The sequence below is a fragment of the Pseudomonas sp. S1(2024) genome (assembly GCF_046557535.1).
On record NZ_JBKGFP010000136.1, the window covers coordinates 1 to 19,690 of the forward strand.

The following is a 19,690-nucleotide window of genomic DNA, read 5'->3' on the forward strand; positions in this document are numbered from 1 at the left end:
CTCCCACAGGGACTGCACAGTTCTTCAGTATTGCGCGGTTCCTGTGGGAGCTGGCTTGCCGGCGATGGGCTGCGCAGCAGCCCCAGTGACATCGATCAGTCGGCCAGACGCCAGGTAGTCCCACCCTTGCCGTCTTCCAGCACCACACCCATGGCAGTCAGCTGGTCGCGAATGCGGTCGGACTCGGCCCAGTTCTTGTCCGCACGCGCCTGCAGGCGCGCCTGGATCAAGCCCTCGACCTCCGCGGCATCCACCTTGCCTTCGGCACCGGCACGCAGGAAGTCATCGGCTTCCAGCTGCAGCACCCCCAGCACATCACCCAGCTCGCGCAGGCGACCGGCCAGGCCGGCAGCAGCCTCCACATCGCTTTCGCGCAGGCGGTTGATCTCGCGCACCAGGTCGAACAGCACGGCGCAGGCTTCGGGGGTGCCGAAGTCGTCGTTCATGGCCACGCTGAAGCGCTCGACAAACTCTTCGCCACCCTTGGCCGCCACCCGTGGAAAGCCACGCAGGGCGTGGTAGAAGCGCTCCAGCGCGCCCTTGGCATCGCGCAGGCTGTCTTCCGAGTAGTTGATCGCGCTGCGGTAGTGGCTGGCCACCAGCAGGTAGCGCACCACTTCCGGGTGATACTTCTCGAGCACGTCGCGAATGGTGAAGAAGTTGTTCAACGACTTGGACATCTTCTCGCCATTGATACGAATCATGCCGCAGTGCATCCAGGCGTTTGCGTACTGCTTGCCGGTGGCCGCCTCGCTCTGGGCGATCTCGTTCTCGTGGTGCGGGAACTCCAGGTCGCTACCGCCGCCGTGGATGTCGAAGCTTTCACCCAGGCAGCAGGTGGACATCACCGAGCACTCGATGTGCCAGCCCGGACGCCCCGGGCCCCATGGCGACTCCCAGCTCGGCTCGCCCGGCTTGACGCCCTTCCACAGCACGAAGTCCAGCGGGTCCTGCTTGGCTTCGTCGACCTCGATACGGGCACCGATGCGCAGGTCTTCGATCTTCTTGCGCGACAGCTTGCCGTAGCCGACGAACTTGCCGACGCGGTAGTACACGTCACCATTGCCCGGTGCGTAGGCATAACCCTTGTCGATCAGGGTCTGGATCATCGCGTGCATGCCGGCGATATGGTCGGTGGCACGCGGCTCCTGGTCCGGCGGCAGGATGTTCAGGCGGCGCTCGTCTTCGTGCATCGCGTCGATCATGCGGGCGGTCAGGGCATCGAAGCTTTCGCCGTTCTCGTTGGCCCGGTTGATGATCTTGTCATCGATGTCGGTGATGTTGCGCACATAGGTCAGCTCGTAGCCGCTCTTGCGCAGCCAGCGGGTGACCAGGTCGAAGGCCACCATGCTGCGGCCATGGCCCAGGTGGCAGTAGTCGTACACGGTCATGCCGCACACGTACATGCGCACCTTGTTGCCATCCAGCGGCTTGAAGGTTTCCTTCGTTTTGCTCAGCGTGTTGTAGATGGTAAGCACGGCGGTTCCTCAGCTGCCCCAGGAGTCACGCAGGGTGACAGTGCGGTTGAACACCGGGCGGCCCGGCTGGCTGTCCTTCAGGTCGGCGCAGAAGTAGCCTTCGCGTTCAAACTGGAAACGGTCCTCGGGCTGCGCCTGGGCCAGCGACGGCTCGGCGCGGCAGCCGCTGAGCACCTGCAGCGAGCCTGGGTTGATGTTGTCCAGGAAGCTGCCGCCCTCCTCGGTCTTTTCCGGGTTCGGCGAGCGGAACAGGCGGTCGTACAGGCGCACTTCGCACTCGACGCTGCCCTCGGCCGGTACCCAGTGGATCACGCCCTTGACCTTGCGGCCTTCCGGGTTCTTGCCCAGGGTGTCCGGGTCGTACGAGCAGCGCAGCTCGACGATGTTGCCGTCGGCATCCTTGATCGCCTCGTCGGCGCGGATCACGTAGCTGCCGCGCAGGCGCACTTCACCGGCCGGTTCCAGGCGCTTGTAGCCCTTCGGCGGCTCTTCCATGAAGTCGTCACGGTCGATGTACAGCTCGCGGGAGAACGGCAGCACGCGCACGCCCATGTCTTCCTTCGGGTGGCGCGGCAGTTCGAGCTGCTCGACCTGGCCTTCCGGATAGTTGGTGATGACCACCTTCAGCGGGCGCAGCACGCACATGGCGCGCGGTGCGGTGCGGTCCAGGTCGTCACGGATGCTGAACTCGAGCATCGACATGTCGACCACGCCGTCGGAACGGTTGGTGCCGATCATTTCGCAGAAGTTGCGGATCGAAGCCGGGGTGTAGCCACGGCGACGGAAGCCGGACAGGGTCGACATGCGTGGGTCGTCCCAGCCTTCGACGTGCTTTTCGTCGACCAGTTGCTTGAGCTTGCGCTTGGACGTGATGGTGTAGTTCAGGTTCAGGCGGCTGAACTCGTACTGGCGCGGGTGCGCCGGCACCGGCAGGTTGTCGAGGAACCAGTCGTACAGCGGACGATGGCCTTCGAACTCCAGGGTGCAGATCGAATGGGTGATGCCCTCGATGGCGTCCGACTGGCCGTGGGTGAAGTCGTAGTTCGGGTAGATGCACCACTTGTCACCGGTCTGGTGGTGGTGGGCATGGCGAATACGGTACAGGATCGGGTCGCGCAGGTTCATGTTCGGCGAGGCCATGTCGATCTTGGCCCGCAGCACGCGCTCGCCATCCTTGAACTCGCCGGCCTTCATGCGCGCGAACAGGTCGAGGTTCTCGTCAACGCTGCGCTCGCGGAACGGGCTGTTCTTGCCCGGCTCCTTGAGGTTGCCACGGTATTCCTTGGCTTGCTCGGGGGTAAGGTCGCAGACGTAGGCCTTGCCACGCTTGATCAGCTCGACCGCCCAGTCGTGCAGCTGGTCAAAGTAGTCGGAGGCGTAGCGCACATCGCCGGCCCAGTCGAAGCCCAGCCACTTGACATCGCTCTGGATGGCGTCGATGTACTCCTGGTCTTCCTTGGCCGGGTTGGTATCGTCGAAACGCAGGTGGCAGACGCCCCCGAATTCCTTGGCCAGGCCGAAGTTGACGCAGATCGACTTGGCGTGACCGATGTGCAGGTAGCCATTGGGCTCCGGCGGGAAACGGGTGACGATGCTGCTGTGCTTGCCCGAGTCCAGGTCGGCCTGGATGATCGGCCGCAGGAAATTCGCAGGGACAGCGGGGGCGCCTTTGGCAGCGGCGTTGGGCGCGTTGTCGGCAGTGGGCTTGCTCATAGGATCCTTGAATGCACGTGTCCGGCCTGGGTAGGCCGATTGAATCAAAGGGCCTATCATAGCCGAAGCAGTCAAGCTGCTGACAGTCGGGCCCGGACAAACTGGCGTGATTTATCACGGCTTTTTGCCGCAGCCTGGCAAAATGGCCAGTGCGCGCCATGTGTCGCGATCGCCTGATCCTGCGTCAGGTGATGACCCGCGCCCTGCGCACCCTAATTCCGATTGCCTTGAAAGAGCGAGTTTCAGCATGTCCAAAGTCAAACTGAGCACCAACCACGGCGACATCGTCCTGCAACTGGACGCCGAGAAAGCGCCGCTGACTACCGAAAACTTCGTTCAGTACGTCAAGGACGGCCACTACAATGGCACCGTGTTCCACCGCGTGATCAAGGGCTTCATGATCCAGGGCGGCGGCTTCGAGCCTGGCATGAGCCAGAAGAAGACCCGCGCCAGCATCCAGAACGAAGCCGACAACGGCCTGAAGAACAAGAAGTACAGCATCGCCATGGCCCGTACCATGGAGCCGCACTCCGCCTCGGCGCAGTTCTTCATCAACTCGTCCGACAACGACTTCCTCAACCACAGCGGCAAGAACGTGCAGGGCTGGGGCTACGCGGTATTCGGCGAAGTGATCGAAGGCCGTGAAATCGTCGACGCCATCGAAAAGGTCGCCACCGGTTCCAAGGCTGGCCACCAGGACGTGCCGAAGGACGACGTGATCATCGAGAAAGCCGAGATCGTTGAGTGATCCTGCTGATCTCCGATCTGCACTTGCAAGAAGAACGCCCGGACATTACCCGGGCGTTTCTTGATCTGCTCGATGGCCGTGCCCGCCACGCCAAGGCGTTGTACATCCTTGGCGACTTTTTCGAAGCCTGGATCGGCGACGATGCCATGACGCCCTTCCAGCAGTCGGTCTGCCAGGCCATGCGTCGGCTGAGTGACAGCGGCACGGCCATCTACCTGATGCATGGCAACCGTGATTTCCTGATCGGCCAAGCCTTCTGCGACGCTGCGGGCTGCACGTTGCTGCACGACCCCAGCGTGATCGAGCTGGGTGGCGAGCAGGTGCTGCTGATGCATGGCGATACCTTGTGCACCCGCGACCTGGCCTACATGAAAATGCGCCGCTTGCTGCGCAACCCGCTGAGCCTGTGGGTGTTGCGGCACCTGCCGCTGTCGGCCCGCTACAAGCTGGCACGCAAGCTACGCAGCGAAAGCCGCTCGCAAACGCGGATGAAGTCCACCGAGATCGTCGATGTCACGCCAGAGGAAGTGCCGAAGGTAATGGCGGCGCATGGTGTACGTACCTTGGTGCATGGGCATACCCATCGGCCGGCAATACACAAGCTGGTGGTCGACGGGCAACCGGCACGGCGTATCGTGCTGGGCGACTGGGACCGCCGTGGCTGGGCCTTGCAGGTTGACGAGCAAGGCTTTCAGCTGGCGCCGTTCGAGTTTTCCTGACCGACCGAGGCACCTTCTTCGCGGGCATGACCGCTCCCACAGGTACTACACCAAGGCTGCAAGCGGTGCGGTACCTGTGGGAGCGGGCGAGCCCGCGATGAGGCCGGTATGCCCTACTGCTGGACCACCGCCCCCTTGTCCCCCTCACTGATCACCACTTCCCGGTACTCCGGGTCAGCCTTGATCTGCGCCTCGGTAAACGGAATCACCGCCAGTTGCCCGGCTGCAAATGCCTTGGTCTGGTCACTGGCATGCACCGAAGCCGCTTCACTGGACTGGGAAAACGCCAGCAGCCCACGGGCCTCTGGCCCCTGGTCGGTAAAACTGACCAGTTGCAGGTAGCTGGTACCACTGACCACCAACCGCTTGCCCTGCCCATGCGGCACACTGTAGATCGCGTTGTACACGCCCAACGCCTGCGGGCCACCCGGCACCGGCGTACCATCGCCCGCCTGTTGCACCTGCCCCCAACGCACCTCCCCTGCCATACCGCTGTCACGCACCTGCTCGAGCGACGCCAATGCGGCCTGATGCAACAGCTTGCGCACGGCCGCCTGCTCGACCGCCAACCCGCGCGGGGTGTGCTGCGGATCGGCAGGGTCAAAGGCCACCCGCCAGCTTTGCGGGTGCTCGGCCAGGGCATCGTACAGGTTCTGGAAATGCACCAGGCCAATGCCACTGTCCAGGTCAGCCCTGCCATTCCAGGCCGCCAGGCTGCTGCATACGGCCCGCACATCCGCGTCGGCGCCCTTGCACCACTGCAGCAGGTCAGGCAGTAGCAGACTTGCCAGGTAGACCTCGTCATCGGTCACCATGCGCTGCAGGTCGTCAGCGCCCAGGCGGGCCGTACCCTGCAGGCGTTGCAGGGCAAAGCGGCCACGCATGCCCAGCGGCTGGTCACTGCGGCTGACCAGCGGCGAATAACCGGTCAGCGGCTGCGCCGGGTTGGCCATCCAGGCCGGGTCGTTGGAGTTCTGCACGAAATCCTCGCGCTCCAGGCTCGGCAGAAGCCGCGCAGGGAAAATCCCCGGCTGTGCGGCCTGCGCATCGACCTTCCACTGGCACGCGCTGCGGGAGCCATCCAGTACTACCAGGCGCCCTTGTGCCTGCGGGTTGCTGCACGTGCTCAGCAGTTGCTGATCCACATAAGGCACCACTGACTGGTTCAGGTACAGGGCCTTGCCAGCCTGGTCCACCGACAAAGTGTTGACCCAGGGGATGCCCTGCAGCTGTTCGATCGAGCCTTTCAACGTAGCCAGGCTGTCGGCACGGTTGATCTGGTACCACTGCTGCAACACCCGGGTGTTCTCGAGGTTGGCGTCGCGCAGGCTGTAGGCAGCATGTGCATCCCAGTCCAGGCGCCCCGGCCATTGCACCACCGGGCCGAATTGCGAGCTGTAGACCTGGCGCTGCACCTGGCTCAGGCTGCCATCCTCGGCCTTTACCGCAACACTGACGGTTTGCCGGGCCAACGGCAGCGACTTGCCATCGAGCAGGTAGCGGGTCGGGTCCTTGGGGTCGAGTTGCAGGCGGTACAGGGTGAAGTGATTCGACGTATCGACGGTGTGCGTCCAGGCCAGATGCTGGTTGAAGCCGATGTTGACCACCGGCAGGCCCGGCAATGCCGCCCCCATCACATCGAGCTGGCCGGGAATGGTCAGTTGCATCTGGTAGAAACGCATGCCGCCCATCCACGGGAAGTGCGGGTTGGCCAGCAACAGACCGCGGCCATTGGCCGAACGCCGGGCCCCGACAGCCACCGCATTGCTACCGCGCTCCGTGGCAAAACGCTGCTGCCTGGCCAGCGCCGCGGCAAACCCTGCCGGCGCCGGCTGGCTGGCCTGCGTTGGCGGTTGCGCCCCGGCCAGCGCTTCGACGAACTGCCCGACACCGCCTTCGGCGAGCAGCCGACGGGTCAGCCTGACCAGGTCCTCGCTGCTGATCGGCCGCAGCCACTCGCCGGTGCCACATTCGGCGGGCAACCCCTGGCTGCGGCGCTCGGCCAGCGCCCGGTTGAACCCGCTGGCATAACCTGCCAGCAGCGCCCGTACCGGCGCCGGCTGCGCCTGCAAGAACGCATCGACTGCCGCCGGAGTGTTGAGCCAGGTGAAGAATACGTCGCTGGCCAGGTTGTCACGCTGCTCAAGGGTCTTGCCCTTGGCACCGAAGTAGCGTGAGCGCTCGCCACTCACGGTCAGCACTTCATTGGCCAGCAGGCACAAATTGTCCTGGGCGTAGGCGTAGCCGATGCCATAACCCAGGCCGCGCTCGTCCTTGGCCACGATGTGCGGCACACCGTAAGTGGTTCGGCGAATCTGCGCACTGGCATCGGCTGCGGCGGACTGCGCCGGCACTGCGCCGACGCTGAAGGCTACCAGGGCGGCGGCCAGGCCAGCGCAAGTCATGGGATGGGAAAGTGGAAACACAGGCACTCCTCGGCTTCGGGGATCATCCCGATCAGACGAATGGCCAAATGAAAATTTTACGTACTACAAGGCAATGGAACGTCTTGAACAGAACCAGATTTTTTTTGCGAGTGGGCTGCAGTTTTTCCGTTCTCATTCGTCCTAGTAAGTGAGGCACCCAAATTTCGGGTTCGTCCACGAAAAGGAGCATTCACATGTACAACCCGCAAACCTCGATCCAGGCTGGGCGCGTCCCAGGCAAAGCGCCCAGGGAACAGGACGTTTTTGCTGACGAACGCATCGGCAACGAACAGATCCGCGAGCTGTTGCGCAGTTTCGGCCTGCGTACCAGCCTGATCCGCCTCAAGGTCATCGATGCCTTGCACGCCGCCGACCGCAATGGCCGCAGCATTGGCGTGCGCGGCGTGCACGCGCAGCTGGAACAGCTGGATATCCCGCTGTCGTTCCTCAGCGTGCGCGAAGTGCTCAAGCGGCTGTGCAGCGAGGGCGTCATCCAGCTGGGCAGCGACAAATGCTACAGCCTCGACCCCCAGGCGCGCGCGGTGCTGGAACGAACGCCTTTGCGCTGAGCGCATGGCCGGCCATACCTGGCCGGCCAGCCAAAGTCAGGGTTTGACCTTGCGCCGCAGGATGCCGTTGATCACCACGACCACCACGGCGATGGCGATGGCCAGCATCTGGAAGGTCTGCTCACTGATCGTGCCCTGCTTCTGCAGGTGGGACAGGCCCAGCATCAGGCCCAGTACCACCAGGATGATCAGAAGGGAGTATTTGAGGCGCTGCACGTGTGTCATCGAAGGTTCCTTGCAACATCAGGGGCAAATGGCTCGCAACGAGCCGCGGCAATGATACAACGGCCACCGGCCCCGGCGCTGCATTTCCTGCTGGGTGGGGCGGCGCCTGCCTGAAAGCATGGGGCTCCCAAGCACCCATGCCGGAGGCACCATGTACAAACCCCTTCTGTTCGCGTCGCTATTGCTGACCCCCTTTTCCCTTCATGCGCTGGACACCCGCCAGACCTCGACCGAGCAACTGCTCGAACTGGGCCGCGAACTGGCTGCCCAAGCTGGCGCCAGCCAATGGCAACAACTGTGGCAGCGCGTGCGCCAGGCCGGTTACCTGCAGGCAAAAGGTGCGTCGGTGCATTTCACTGCCCCCCAGGCGCAACTGCCAGAGCTGGCCCGGCAAACCCTGGCCCAGGCCGACCGGGTACAAGCGCAACAGCAGACCCAGGCACTGTATCGCCGCAGCTTTGCCGACCAGGTCATCGGCCAGCGTGACGGGCAGCCGCTGCATGCCCTGTGCCTGCTGGTCGATTGGCGCACGCTGCCGCAAGGCATGCGCGACTCCCCTCAGGCCTACCTGCGCAGCGCCAGCCTGTTGAGCAGCTATCCGTGTGATTGATGGTTATCACACCCAGTGCGCAACACAAGGAGTGAGCTGATGGGAAATCACCCGCTACAGCCAGGTGTTGAAGCCATGTCCTACAACGCCGGATATCGCTGCCTGCAAAACCTGTTCACGGAAGCTACAACCCCCAACCCATATGCCGCCTAGCGACATGCCTCGGCTGTCACAGAAAATCCAGTCACACCTTCGACATAACGCCGCTGGTGATCGGGTAGCACAGCCCATCCGTCCCGAAGGAGCGCCATATGCAAATGCCAGACTTGAGCCACATCGATATCAGTCAACTGCCCCACTCGCTGCAGGCCCTGATCGACTGCATCGGCATCGACAACGCCTACCAGCTGACCTGCGCCTACGGCGGCAGGCCCAAGTACATCCCCAAGCACCGCGAGCGCACCAAGCTTGCCGACGTGCTGCCGGCCGAAGCGCTCGACGCGCTGATCAAGCGCTTTGCCGGTGTCGCCCTGGAAATCCCCAAGGCTGACCATTTCATGCGCCAGTTGCGCAACCTGCAGATCCAGAAGGAAAGCGCCAGCGGCCTGTCGCGCAGCCTGCTCGCTGACAAGTACGGCCTGAGCCTGCGCCAGATCGGCAACATCCGCCGGCAGGAACCTTGCGCGCGCTGAAGCCCCGGCATCGTCACCACCACTGACGGCCACGTTTTGAACCCAACCAGAAGAGAACCCAGCAATGTCGATAGATAACAGCCTCATCGGTTCCGTAATCAATGCCTTGCCGATGGACCGCATGATCGCAGGCCCCCTGCAGGCCATGGTCCAGGCCCAGGTCACCGCAAGCAAATCCTACGCCGACTTCCTGATGCAGGTGTGCGTCCAGGACGGCAAGGCCGTGGCTATCCAGTTCGACTACGACGAAACCATCGTCGACGAACAAGGCGAGTACAAGGGCGTGGTCAGCAAGACCATGAAAGTGCCGCTGGTGGCAGCCATCACCCACCCGAACATCTCCATCGAAGAAGGCAACGTCGAGTTCGAGCTGGTCATCAACCAGATGTCGGAAGACGTATCCAGCAAGGACATGAGCGCCGAGGCAAGCGGTTCGCTGGGCTGGGGGCCGTTCAGGCTCAACGTGAAAGGCAGCGTCAGCCACAAGTCCACGCAAACCCGCAAGACTGACACCCGCGCCCGCTACGCCTTCAACACCACCTTGAAGCGCCAGGACCCGCCTGAAGCGATGATGCGGGTGATCGACTTCCTGACCGACGCCGCGACAAAGCCGACCGTGGTCAAAACCGCCACACTGGACAGCCAGGACGTGATTTCCCAGGCCGATACCTTGAAGCACCCTGCGGCCGCCAGCGCCCCAGCCCTCGGCGCAGGCACCCCTTGAGACGCGCCTCCCCGCCCCGAACAGCCCTCCTGAACAGGGGGGCACCACCTGGCCAGAGGAATCGAATCATTGGATAAAGCCCCCGCCCCCATGACCTCCATCGACCTGCGCGAGATCACTCGTGGCCTGCAGGAGGCCGCCAGCGCTACCAACAGCCTGATCGCGCAGCAGTACATCAACCTGTTCGACCAGTTCTTCGAGTGCGACACCGAGGCGCTGGGTGCGCCCATGAAAGCCAAGATGGTCGAGGTGGCCATGGATGGCCAGCACATCATGCGCGTGCCGCTGTTCGCGCTGGTGTCGCCCAAGGGCCTGGCCCTCGAGCGCATGCAGGTCGACCTTTCGGTAAGAGTCAAAGGTACCGAAGCACGGCAGGCACTCTTGAGTGCAGGCGAAAACAAAGCGGCGAGCTTCAAGGTCACCATCGGCGGCCAGGGCCGTCAGGGCGACAGCCGTGACCCTGATGAAGTGCAGATCCGCATGCAGTTCCAGGCCAGCGAACCGCCGGAAGCCCTCAACCGGTTGATCGAGGAATACACCAGCCTGATCATCCCGGTACGCGCCCCCAGCCCGCCGCCATCGCCCGATACCAATGAGTTCATCGAAGCGGCCACTGTCCGTTGACGGCCGCCCCGCGCCAGCTCAGAAGTCGCGCTTGTAGAAGATGTCCAGTGAACTGGCCAGACCGCTGGCAGCTTCGAGGTACACCTTCTTGCTCAGCTTGTAGCGCAATGCAATGGTGTTGGCGGGCTCGAACACCCCCACCCCGTAGCGCAGGCTCAGTTTCTCGGTGAGGTTGCCGCTGGCGACCACGCTGGTGGTATTGCCCGAACCTTCGGTGTCCAGCTGGAAGTCGTCGATGCCCAGGCTCGAGGCCAGGCTGCCGGTGATGCCGGCGCTACCCGCCAGGCCCAGGCCCAAGGCCGCCTCGGCGAGCATGTTGTTGTCTTCGCCGGACGTGCCCAGCGGCCGCCCCAGTACCAGGTACGACAGCGCCTGCTCCTGGCTCATGGCCGGTTCCGAGAACACTTTGCTTGTGGGCTGCTCGGCACTGCCGCTCAGGCGGATACCGGCAATCACATCGTCGACCTTGCGGATCGCTTCAATGTCCAGGTACGGCTGGTCGATCGGGCCTGCGAACAACAACCGCGCACGGCGGATGGTCAGGCGCTGACCGTAGGCGCGGTAGCGTCCATCGGCCAGGTTCAGCTCGCCACGGGTGTCGAGGTTGTCGCCGATGTGCACATGGCCGAGCAGGTTGGCCGTGAGACCAAAGCCGCTGAACGAAAGCTTGTCGCGGCCCACTTCGACATCGATGTCCATGGCCATCGCCATGGGCGGTTTGCCCTCTTCGGTCTGGTGGCCGACGATCACCGTGTCATCCGAGACCTTGACGGTGGACGGTGGCAGCTCGCGCACAGTGATCGCACCCTTGGGCACCTGTACCTTGCCAGTCACCGCCAGCTTGTCGTCGATCAGGCGCAAGGTCAGGTCCGGGGCGACCTCCAGCGTCGCATAGGGCTCGACCGTGACGGGCAGTTGCTGGCCCTGCAGACGCAGGTCCATGCCCAGTGCCTGGCCCCAGGTCAGGTTGCCATTGAGCTGGCCACGCCCCGCCTCGCCACTGCGCCAGCCGCCGTTGAGCTGTACCTGCTCGCCGGCAATCAACGCCTGCAATGACAGGTCCTCGAGGCTGACCGGCAGCTCGGCACCACTGACTTCGCCGCCACTGAGCATCAGGTTGCCGTTGACCTGCGGCGCCAGCAAGGTGCCCGACAGCCGGCCACTGCCATTGAGCTGCCCGGCCAGGCGCTCGACCATCGGCACGAACGGGCGCGCCACCGACAGGTCGAGGCCGGCCAGGCGAAAATCACCCGACAGCGGTTTGTTCTTGCCCAGTGGATCGAGGCGGGTGTTGACGTTCAGCTCGCCCAGGCGCTCGCCGCGGAACGCCAGGCGGGTATCGATGCGCCTTGGCGCCAGCGTGCTGTCCAGGCGCAGGGCCTGGTACGGGAAGTCGACCCAGCGGTCCTTGTCGCGCACGCGCAGGGTACCGCCACTGGCGTCGACGACGATGTTGCCCTTGGGGCCGCTGGCCGGGATGTCCAGATTGATGTCGGCATTGAGCAGCCCCTGCCAGGCGAAGTCCTTCGGCAGCCACTGGGCCAGGCTGTCCAGCGGGAACTGCTTGAGGTGGTAGCGCAAGCGTGGCTCGGGGGCCAGACGTTGGTCGTCGCCGCACAAGCTGGCCTGGCCGGAGCGCCAGCAGTGCGCAGCAAAGTCCAGCTGGCCGCTGGCCAGCCGCTGCAGGCGCGCCGGTGCCTGCAACTGCCAGTCCTGGCCGCCGGCCTGGATCCGCCCACTGGCCAGGCGCCCGCGCCAGTCACCCTTGTTCAACTGGCCATCCAGGCCGAGGTCGAGTTTGAGCTGCGGGCCGTCCAGCGCCAAGGTCAAAGCTTGCTGGCGAATGTCGCCTTTGCCGTTGGCCTGCAAGGTGCCCAATGCCGTGTCACCCAGGTGAATGCCGCTGGCCTTCAGTTCGATCACGCCACGCTGGGCGTTGTCCAGGCGGGCGTCCAGGTCCAGCTGCTGCACGCGGTTTTCCGCCTGGGCCAGCCGCTGGCCCTGCAGGGCCAGCGTACCTTGCGGGGCCTGCAAGGTGCCGGCGACGTCAAGCCGGCCCTTGACCTGGCCCTGCAACCTTGGCCACAACTGGCCCAGGCGCGGCAGGTCGAGGTCGAGCCGCCCGGCCAGGCGTTGCTGCAGGCTGCCACTGCCATTGATGCGGTTATCCCCCAGCTGGACTGCCAGGGTACCCAAGGTCCAGCTCTGCCCTGCCCCCTGGGCCTCGACCTTGAGCACTGCCGGTTGGCCGCGCAGGCGGCCTTTCAGGTCTAGCTGGGCATCGAGGCTCAAGGCGTCGCCTTTCATCTCGCCTTTGCTGCGCAGCGGCCCCGCCAGGTTACCCGGCAGCTCGGCCAGCCAATAAGCTGGGTCGAGCGCCGACAACTGCAGGTCGACATCCCATGCCAAGGTGTCGGCAAAGCGCACGGCGACACTGCCAGCAGCCTTGCCTTGCCCGGCGGTCAGCGCCAACTGCGGCAACTTCACCTGGCTCAGGTCACCTTCGAAGGGGCTGGCCAGGCTGAACGCGCCAGCCGGGCCATCCAGGTCGCCATTGAAGGTGCCCTGGTAGTTGCCATCGCGATAATGCACCTGGGCCATGAGCCGCTTGAGGGTGACCTCAGGGGGCGTCTCCAGCGGGTACAGGCGCAGCCACGGAAAGTCCTGCCAGTCCAACTGGGCGTCGGCGACCAGGCCTTGCTGCCAGTCAGCCGTGGCTTGCATCTTGACCCGCTGGGTATCGCTGGCGCTCAGGTCCAGGGCATCAAGCCTGGCGCCTTTGCTGTCGACCAGCCCGCTCAACAGCAAGGCAATCGGCGACTGCTCGGCCGGCAGGCTGGCCGACCCCGACAGTTGATAGCCCTTGAGCAGGTCGCCCCGGGCGTCGAGCTTGAGCTGGTTGAACTGCACGGTGTCGGGCAACGAGGCGGCCGGCTTGAATGCCTCGGAGCGGATCTGCAAGGTCGCCGGCAGGTGCTCGGCCAACGCCTGCAATTGCCCGTTCAGCGTGGCGTCGAGGTAACCGCTGCTGGTGCCGGCGAGTTTCAGGGTTTTCTGCAACTCGCCGGTGGCGGTCAGCGCCAACTGCCAGGGTTTGCCGTCTACCGTTGGCAGTTGCAGCTGCGCCTGGAGTTGTACCGGCCAGTCAGCTTCGGGCTGCAGGTTGCCTTGCAGGTTCAATTGCAGGTCGTCACGCTTCAGCTGCAGGCTGTCGATGCGCAGCCCGGCATTGGTCCAGTGCGCCGCCAGTTGCAAGTCGCCAAGCAGGTCATTGCCATCCAGCCGCAACTGGCCAACCTTGACCTCACCCAGTTCGATGGCCAGCGGCAAGCGCAGGGCCGGCAACTGCAGCGGGCCACTGTCGGCCGATTCGGCGCTGGGCGCAAAGGCCATGTCGATACGCTGCGCCTGCAACTGGTCAATGCACAAGGTAGAGCGCAGCAGGCATGCCGGCGACCAGGCTAGCAGCGGTGCCTGCACATCTACCGTGCTGCCGCCATCGGCCCAGATAAGCCGGCTGGCTTGCCAGCTACCGGCCAGGCGGCCCTGGAAATCAGCCACCTCAAGCCCGGGCACCTTGCCCAGCACCCAGCGGCTGCCGGCTTCGGTCCCCAGCAACAGGCCGAGTACCAGGCCCAGGCTTGCGGTTACCCCCAGCAGGCCCGCCAGAATGTACTTGATCACGCGTTTCACAGCTCAGGCCCCATGGAAAAGTGCAGGCGAATTCCCCCTTCATCATCCAGCGCCTTGGCCAGGTCCAGGCGCAGCGGCCCGACCGGCGACACCCAGCGCACGCCAAAACCGACACCGGTCTTGAGGCTTGGCAGTTCCAGGTCGTTGAACGAGTTGCCCTGGTCGACGAAGGTTGCCAGCCGCCACTTCTCGGTCAGTGAATACTGGTACTCGACGCTGCCGGCGACCAGGTAGCGCCCGCCAATGCGGTCGCCGTCGCTGTTCTTCGGCGACAAGGTCTGGTAGTCATAGCCACGCACGCTCTGGTCGCCACCGGCGAAGAAGCGCAGCGACGGCGGGATGTTGTTCTTGAAGCCATTGGTCGCGCTGCCACCGAACTGCACCCGGCCGAGCAAGCGATGGTCATGGCCAAGCGTGGTCAGGCCCTTGAGCAGCACGTTGCCATGCAGCAGGTTGGTGTCCGAGACCAGCCCTTCCTTGGCTACCTGTACATCGAACTGCAGGCGGTAGCCGTTATGCGGGTCGATGCGGTTGTCACTGCGCAGGAAGGAGTAACTCACCCCCGGCATCAACAGGTTGCTCAGCCCGGAGTCATCACCCAGACGGTACTCCTCGCGCTGGTACTTGAGGGAAATCACCCGCTGCCAGCCGCTTGGCAGCTTGCTGTGCCACTCGGGGCCCACCGTCAGCAGTTTGCTGAGGGTGTCGGTGCCGGCAATCTCTTCGTTCTGGTAGCCGCCGGCAAAGCGCAACTTGTCGGTCAGCGGCGGGTCGAGGGGGATGTCGTACCAAAGGCCGACGTTCTGCCGGGGTGCCGACAGTTCGGTTTCCCAGCCGTAGCTATGGCCTTGCGGGTTGACCCAGTGGCGGGTCCAGTTGGCCTTGCCGCGGGGCCCGACGTCGGTCGAGAAGCCCAGGCCCAGGCCCATGGTGCGCGGTTTGCGGGTTTGCAGGCGGACATCCACGGGGATTTCTTCGCCCACGGCGGCGGTGGGCGCCGCATCCACGCGCACGCCTTCGAAGTAGCCGCTCGATTGCAGGTCATTGTTCAGCTCGGCGATCAGTTCCGAGTCGTAAGGTGTACCCGGCTTGAACGAGACCATACGCTGCAGCAGGTCGTCGTCCAGCGGTGTGTCGCCACCGAAGGTGACCGCGCCCAGGTGATAGCGCGGGCCGCTCTGGTAGACCAGTTCGATATCGGCCACACCGGCCTGGGGGTCTACCGCCAGGCGCTGGCGGCTGAAGCGCCCACTGAAGAAGCCGTAGCGCGACGCCTGGTTCTGGATCAGCCGCTTGGCATCTTCGTAATGGCCGTGGTTGAGTTGTTCACCCGCGCGCAGGACCTTGCTGTCGGGCACGCGGAAAGCCTTCATCTCGCTGGCGGGGCCTTCGATGCGTATGGTCACGTTGCGCAGGCGAATCGGCTCGCCAGGGTCGATGGTGATGATCAGTTGCGGGGAACGGTCAGCCTCGCTGGCGGGCTTGACCTCTGTGTCGATCTGCGCCTGGTAGTAGCCAAGTGCCTGCGCGGCTTTGCGCGCCTGCTCCTGGGCGCCGCGACTGAAGCGCAGCAGCGCTTCTTCATCGCGGTCGCCAAGGGTACCGATATAGCCTTCGACATTGGCCTTGAGCGCCTTGTTGGCCGGTTTGACCTTCACCAGCAACTCACTCTGGCCCCATGCTGCGAAACTGGCGACCCAGATAACCAGGCCCCAGGTCAATCTTCCTGAATACGTCATGCGGGGCATGCTACCAGAGCCAGGCGCTCAAGGGAGCCGTCGCGCGGTGCGCTCAGGCAAAAGCAGAATTGGAAGAGACCGGGTTGGGATGGAAGAACACCCTCTCACGGATTGGTCCTACAGCCACCTCGCCAATTTCCTCATAGCCCTGGCGCTGGTAAAAGGCCAGGTAGTGCTCGTTGCCGGTGTCCAGCACCACTCCCTGCGTACCAGGGTCGTCTGCACACCAGTCATGCACAGCTTGTAACAATTGCTCGCCGTAGTGCTTGCCCTGGAACTGCGGGTGCACGCCCAGCAGCGGCAGCACATGCACCTCGTCGGTGGGCAGGCAGGTGGCCAGGGCGGCCTGGTAATCCATGTAGCGGCGCGTACAGCGCAGGCCGGTGCCCATTATCATGCGCAGGCGCCAGGCCCAGCTGTCGGCTACGCCCAGCCGGCGCATCGGCGGCACGATCAGGGCCATGGCGATCAGGCGGTCTTCCACCAGCAGGCCGATGGCGGGCAGTTGCAGGTAGAAGTGCTGGCGTACCCACTCGCGCACCATCACCCGCAGACGCCGCTCGTAGCCTGGGCGCTGGGCCTCGAAGATATAGGCGAAGGTAGGTTCGTGACGGTAGGCGTTGTACAGAAGCGAACGCGCCTCACGGCTGTAGCCGTCATCGAGCAGGCAGACACGGGCCGGAGCGGCAGTGGTTTCGGGCATTGCGGGCAGTCCTCCTGGAATGGGCTCATGGGTGCCTTGGAAAGGACGTTAGCAGCAGGCTGCCGAAGCCGCCATGCTGGTGATGGCAAGCGATGTCGGCTAGCATCGCGCCTTTTACCGGGATCATCTTTCCATGAAGATCGTCTGTTTCAACATCAACGGCCTGCGGGCCCGCCCGCACCAGCTGGCGGCGCTGATCGAAAAGCACCAGCCGGACGTGATCGGCCTGCAGGAAACCAAGGTCAGCGACGATCAGTTCCCGCTGGCCGACGTGCAGGCGCTGGGCTACCACGTACATTACCACGGCCAGAAAGGCCACTATGGCGTGGCCCTGCTGTCCCGCCAGGCACCGCTGAGCCTGCACAAGGGTTTTGCCAGCGATGAGGAAGACGCTCAGCGCCGCTTCATCTGGGGCACCTTCGCCGATGCCGATGGCAACCCGATCACCATCATGAACGGCTATTTCCCCCAGGGTGAAAGCCGCGACCACCCCACCAAGTTCCCGGCCAAGCAGCGCTTCTACAGCGACCTGCAGGCGCTGCTGGAGGGCCAGTTCCGCAACGACCAGCCACTGCTGGTGATGGGCGACATGAATATCTCGCCGCAGGACTGCGACATCGGCATCGGCCCGGACAATGCCAAGCGCTGGCTCAAGACTGGCAAGTGCAGTTTCCTGCCGGAAGAGCGCGAGTGGATGGAGCGCTTGAAGGGCTGGGGCCTGGTGGACAGTTTCCGCCACCTTTACCCGGAAGTGGCCGACCGCTTCAGCTGGTTCGACTACCGCAGCCGCGGTTTCGAGGACGAGCCCAAGCGCGGCCTGCGCATCGACCTGATCATGGCCTCCCAGCACCTGGTGCCGCGGATCAAGGATGCAGGTGTGGACTACGAACTGCGCGGGATGGAAAAGCCGTCGGACCATGCGCCGATCTGGCTGGAATTGAGCTGATCGCCGGGGGCTGCTACGCGGTCCATCGCTGGCAAGCCAGTTCTTGCACCCGTGGGCTGGCTTGCCGGCAAAGGAGCCGGCCCAGCCATCTGGAGAATTTTCAGGGGCGGTGCTCGGTCTGGATATACCGCAACACAGCATCACAGATCATGGCCTTGTGACGCAGCTTGACCTGCTCATCGGACAGGTCGATCTGGAAGATCTCGCCAAAGGTGTGGCGGTTCGAAACCCGGTAGAAGCAGAACGAGCTCATCAGCATGTGCAGGTCGATGACCTCGATGCCGGTGCGGAACACACCTTCCTGCACCCCACGGCGCAAGGTATTGCCCAGAGCCTCGAGCACCAGGCTGCTCATTTCGCGAATCGCCGGCGACTGCTTGACGTACTCGCCATAGTGGATGTTTTCGGTGCAGATGATCCGCACGAAATCGACGTTGCGGTCGTGGTGATCGAAGGTGAACTCCACCAGCCGGCGGATCGCCTGCTCGGCCGGCAGCGACTCAAGGTCCAGGCTTTGTTCGGTCTTGCGGATGTCGCCGTACAGCTTGATCAGGCACTCGCAGTACAGCTGCTCCTTGCTGCCGAAGTAGTAGTAGATCATGCGCTTGGAGGTGGCGGTGCGCTCGGCGATAGCGTCGACGCGGGCACCAGCCAGCCCTTGCTGGACAAACTCGTTGATGGCGGCCTGGAGGATGTCCTCGCGGGTTTTCTCGGGGTTGTTCTTGCGCGTCTTGCGCCCCCCTTCGGTTTCAGGCTGGCCGAGGCTGACTACGGAATCACTCATACCCACTCACAGGCTGTTTATTGGAATGAGGGGGATTATCCGCGAGCGCGGCCATGCAGGGAAGCGCGCTGTTGGTCGGGTAGCCACCACCCCACGGCTGCTGCCTACCCGCAAACGCTGCCTGCCCTGGCCAAGGGCCACGCTGGTCGCAGAACAGGCACCTCGGAGTGCGAAGGCCCTGCACGCTCTCGTCATCGAATGGCCTGCCGGGAGCCTGGCAAGTGAATGTGAAATGGACCAGACGTCACAAAACAAAAGGATATAAAAATAACAAAACAATCTAACAAAAAGAGATATAAAAATTGAATGCCAAACGCCACCTCCCTAGTCTGGGCGCATCGCTTCCCTCCCCGTTCAAGGAGCAATGCCCATGCCCGCCCGTGCCTTTTCCCCTCTGCGCCGCCTGTTGATCGGCGGCTTGCTGGCCAGTGTCGCCAGTACCCTGTTGCCCTGGTCCCAAGCCCTGGCCGACGAGGCCAGGACCCTGCGCATCGGTTACCAGAAGTTCAACAGCATCAACATCCTCAAGGGCAGCGGTGCCCTGGAGAAGGCCCTGGCGCCGCAAGGCGTGAAAGTCAGCTGGCACGAGTTCGCCGCCGGCCCGCAGTTGCTCGAAGCCTTGAGCACCGGCGCCATCGACCTCGGCCATGCCGCCGACGCACCCTCGGTGTTCGCCCAGGCCGCAGGCAAGCCGGTGGTGTACCTGGCCGCCGAGCAGCCCTACCCACGTGGCATCGGCCTGGTGGTACGTGAGCAGGACCACCTGGCCAGCGTGCAAGACCTCAAGGGCAAGCGCGTGGCCACCGGCCGCGGCTGGAACGCCCAGTACCTGCTGGCCGTTGCCCTGGAACAGGCCGGCCTCAGCTACCAGGACATCACCCCGGCCTACGTCAACAACGCCGCCGATGCCGTGGCTGCCCTGCAATCGGGCAGTGTCCAGGCCGTGACCCTGTGGGACCCGTTCCTCGCCGCGGCAGAAAGCCAGCCGGGCCTGAAGAACCTGCGCGACGGCAGCGGCCTGTCCAACAACCGCACCTTCTACCTGTCCACCGCCAGCTTCGCCGACCAGCATCGCGCCTTGCTGAAGACCTTCTTCGCCGAGCTGGGCAAGGTCAGCCAATGGGCCAACGCCAAGCCTGCGGAAGTCGCCGCACTGCTGGCCCCGCAACTCGGGATCAACGCCAACGTGCTGCAAGCGGCCAGCGAGCGGCGCAACTACAATGCCGTGGCCATCACCCCAGAGATCGTTGCCGAGCAACAAAAGCTGGCCGACACATTCCAGGGCCTGGGCCTGATTCCACGCAAGCTGCAGGTGGCCGACGCGGTCTACCCAGCTTCCGTATTGCCTTGAGCGGAG

At 64.0% G+C, this 19,690-nt stretch carries 17 protein-coding genes; 9 read left to right on the plus strand and 8 right to left on the minus strand.

Features of this window, described 5'->3' with window-relative positions:
• Positions 1-95: 95 nt before the first annotated feature.
• Entirely contained in the window at positions 96-1,478 is a 1,383-nt protein-coding gene (cysS, locus tag ACLCGK_RS31975) for a cysteine--tRNA ligase (RefSeq protein ID WP_410953296.1), read from the minus strand.
• Positions 1,479-1,487: 9 nt separating this feature from the next.
• Complete coding sequence (locus tag ACLCGK_RS31980) at positions 1,488-3,191, minus strand: glutamine--tRNA ligase/YqeY domain fusion protein (RefSeq protein WP_013972908.1); 1,704 nt, start codon at positions 3,189-3,191, stop codon at positions 1,488-1,490.
• A 247-nt stretch (positions 3,192-3,438) separates the two neighbouring features.
• On the opposite strand from ACLCGK_RS31980, the gene ACLCGK_RS31985 reads away from it, so the two are divergent.
• Complete coding sequence (locus ACLCGK_RS31985; protein WP_003259195.1) at positions 3,439-3,939, plus strand: peptidylprolyl isomerase; 501 nt, start codon at positions 3,439-3,441, stop codon at positions 3,937-3,939.
• On the plus strand, positions 3,936-4,658 hold the full coding sequence (locus tag ACLCGK_RS31990) for a UDP-2,3-diacylglucosamine diphosphatase (protein ID WP_013972909.1): 723 nt from the start codon (positions 3,936-3,938) through the stop codon (positions 4,656-4,658). Before ACLCGK_RS31985 ends, ACLCGK_RS31990 begins: the two co-directional genes overlap by 4 nt.
• Positions 4,659-4,771: 113 nt before the next feature.
• Here the strand turns inward: ACLCGK_RS31990 and ACLCGK_RS31995 are convergent, their stop codons facing one another.
• The gene (locus tag ACLCGK_RS31995) at positions 4,772-7,084 is read right to left on the minus strand and encodes an acylase (protein WP_410953634.1); all 2,313 of its coding nucleotides are present in this window, start codon (positions 7,082-7,084) and stop codon (positions 4,772-4,774) included.
• A gap of 194 nt (positions 7,085-7,278) precedes the next feature.
• On the opposite strand from ACLCGK_RS31995, the gene ACLCGK_RS32000 reads away from it, so the two are divergent.
• Complete coding sequence (locus ACLCGK_RS32000) at positions 7,279-7,653, plus strand: fe2+ zn2+ uptake regulation protein (RefSeq protein ID WP_191472591.1); 375 nt, start codon at positions 7,279-7,281, stop codon at positions 7,651-7,653.
• A gap of 36 nt (positions 7,654-7,689) precedes the next feature.
• Here ACLCGK_RS32000 and ACLCGK_RS32005 read toward each other — a convergent pair whose 3' ends face one another.
• On the minus strand, positions 7,690-7,878 hold the full coding sequence (locus tag ACLCGK_RS32005; protein ID WP_003248064.1) for a hypothetical protein: 189 nt from the start codon (positions 7,876-7,878) through the stop codon (positions 7,690-7,692).
• A 151-nt stretch (positions 7,879-8,029) separates the two neighbouring features.
• On the opposite strand from ACLCGK_RS32005, the gene ACLCGK_RS32010 reads away from it, so the two are divergent.
• The 4 genes from ACLCGK_RS32010 to ACLCGK_RS32025 all read left to right on the plus strand — a co-directional run bounded on the left by ACLCGK_RS32010 (position 8,030) and on the right by ACLCGK_RS32025 (position 10,468).
• Positions 8,030-8,488, plus strand: a complete 459-nt coding sequence (locus tag ACLCGK_RS32010) for a hypothetical protein (protein WP_410953635.1) — start codon at positions 8,030-8,032, stop codon at positions 8,486-8,488.
• A 251-nt stretch (positions 8,489-8,739) separates the two neighbouring features.
• Positions 8,740-9,120: a Mor transcription activator family protein gene (locus ACLCGK_RS32015; RefSeq protein WP_023661042.1), complete on the plus strand. Its 381-nt coding sequence runs from the start codon at positions 8,740-8,742 to the stop codon at positions 9,118-9,120.
• Between the two features lie 64 nt (positions 9,121-9,184).
• On the plus strand, positions 9,185-9,844 hold the full coding sequence (locus ACLCGK_RS32020; RefSeq protein ID WP_013972915.1) for a DUF2589 domain-containing protein: 660 nt from the start codon (positions 9,185-9,187) through the stop codon (positions 9,842-9,844).
• 69 nt (positions 9,845-9,913) lie between these two features.
• Positions 9,914-10,468, plus strand: coding sequence for a DUF2589 domain-containing protein (locus ACLCGK_RS32025; RefSeq protein ID WP_024087248.1), 555 nt, complete (start codon positions 9,914-9,916; stop codon positions 10,466-10,468).
• Positions 10,469-10,486: 18 nt separating this feature from the next.
• Here ACLCGK_RS32025 and ACLCGK_RS32030 read toward each other — a convergent pair whose 3' ends face one another.
• Genes ACLCGK_RS32030 through ACLCGK_RS32040 form a run of 3 tightly spaced genes read right to left on the minus strand, consistent with a single transcriptional unit; the run spans position 10,487 to position 16,603 of the window.
• Complete coding sequence (locus tag ACLCGK_RS32030) at positions 10,487-14,161, minus strand: translocation/assembly module TamB domain-containing protein (RefSeq protein WP_410953636.1); 3,675 nt, start codon at positions 14,159-14,161, stop codon at positions 10,487-10,489.
• Positions 14,158-15,900: an autotransporter assembly complex protein TamA gene (locus ACLCGK_RS32035; protein ID WP_024087250.1), complete on the minus strand. Its 1,743-nt coding sequence runs from the start codon at positions 15,898-15,900 to the stop codon at positions 14,158-14,160. Before ACLCGK_RS32035 ends, ACLCGK_RS32030 begins: the two co-directional genes overlap by 4 nt.
• A gap of 52 nt (positions 15,901-15,952) precedes the next feature.
• Positions 15,953-16,603 carry a GNAT family N-acetyltransferase gene (locus tag ACLCGK_RS32040; protein ID WP_013972919.1) on the minus strand — a complete coding sequence of 217 codons (651 nt, stop codon included), beginning with the start codon at positions 16,601-16,603 and terminating at the stop codon, positions 15,953-15,955.
• Positions 16,604-16,736: 133 nt separating this feature from the next.
• On the opposite strand from ACLCGK_RS32040, the gene xthA reads away from it, so the two are divergent.
• Positions 16,737-17,549 carry an exodeoxyribonuclease III gene (xthA, locus tag ACLCGK_RS32045; protein ID WP_013972920.1) on the plus strand — a complete coding sequence of 271 codons (813 nt, stop codon included), beginning with the start codon at positions 16,737-16,739 and terminating at the stop codon, positions 17,547-17,549.
• A gap of 100 nt (positions 17,550-17,649) precedes the next feature.
• On the opposite strand, the gene ACLCGK_RS32050 is transcribed toward xthA, so the two are convergent.
• Positions 17,650-18,333 carry a TetR/AcrR family transcriptional regulator gene (locus ACLCGK_RS32050; RefSeq protein ID WP_015270640.1) on the minus strand — a complete coding sequence of 228 codons (684 nt, stop codon included), beginning with the start codon at positions 18,331-18,333 and terminating at the stop codon, positions 17,650-17,652.
• A gap of 370 nt (positions 18,334-18,703) precedes the next feature.
• On the opposite strand from ACLCGK_RS32050, the gene ACLCGK_RS32055 reads away from it, so the two are divergent.
• Positions 18,704-19,684: an aliphatic sulfonate ABC transporter substrate-binding protein gene (locus ACLCGK_RS32055; RefSeq protein WP_410953637.1), complete on the plus strand. Its 981-nt coding sequence runs from the start codon at positions 18,704-18,706 to the stop codon at positions 19,682-19,684.
• Positions 19,685-19,690: the final 6 nt, after the last annotated feature.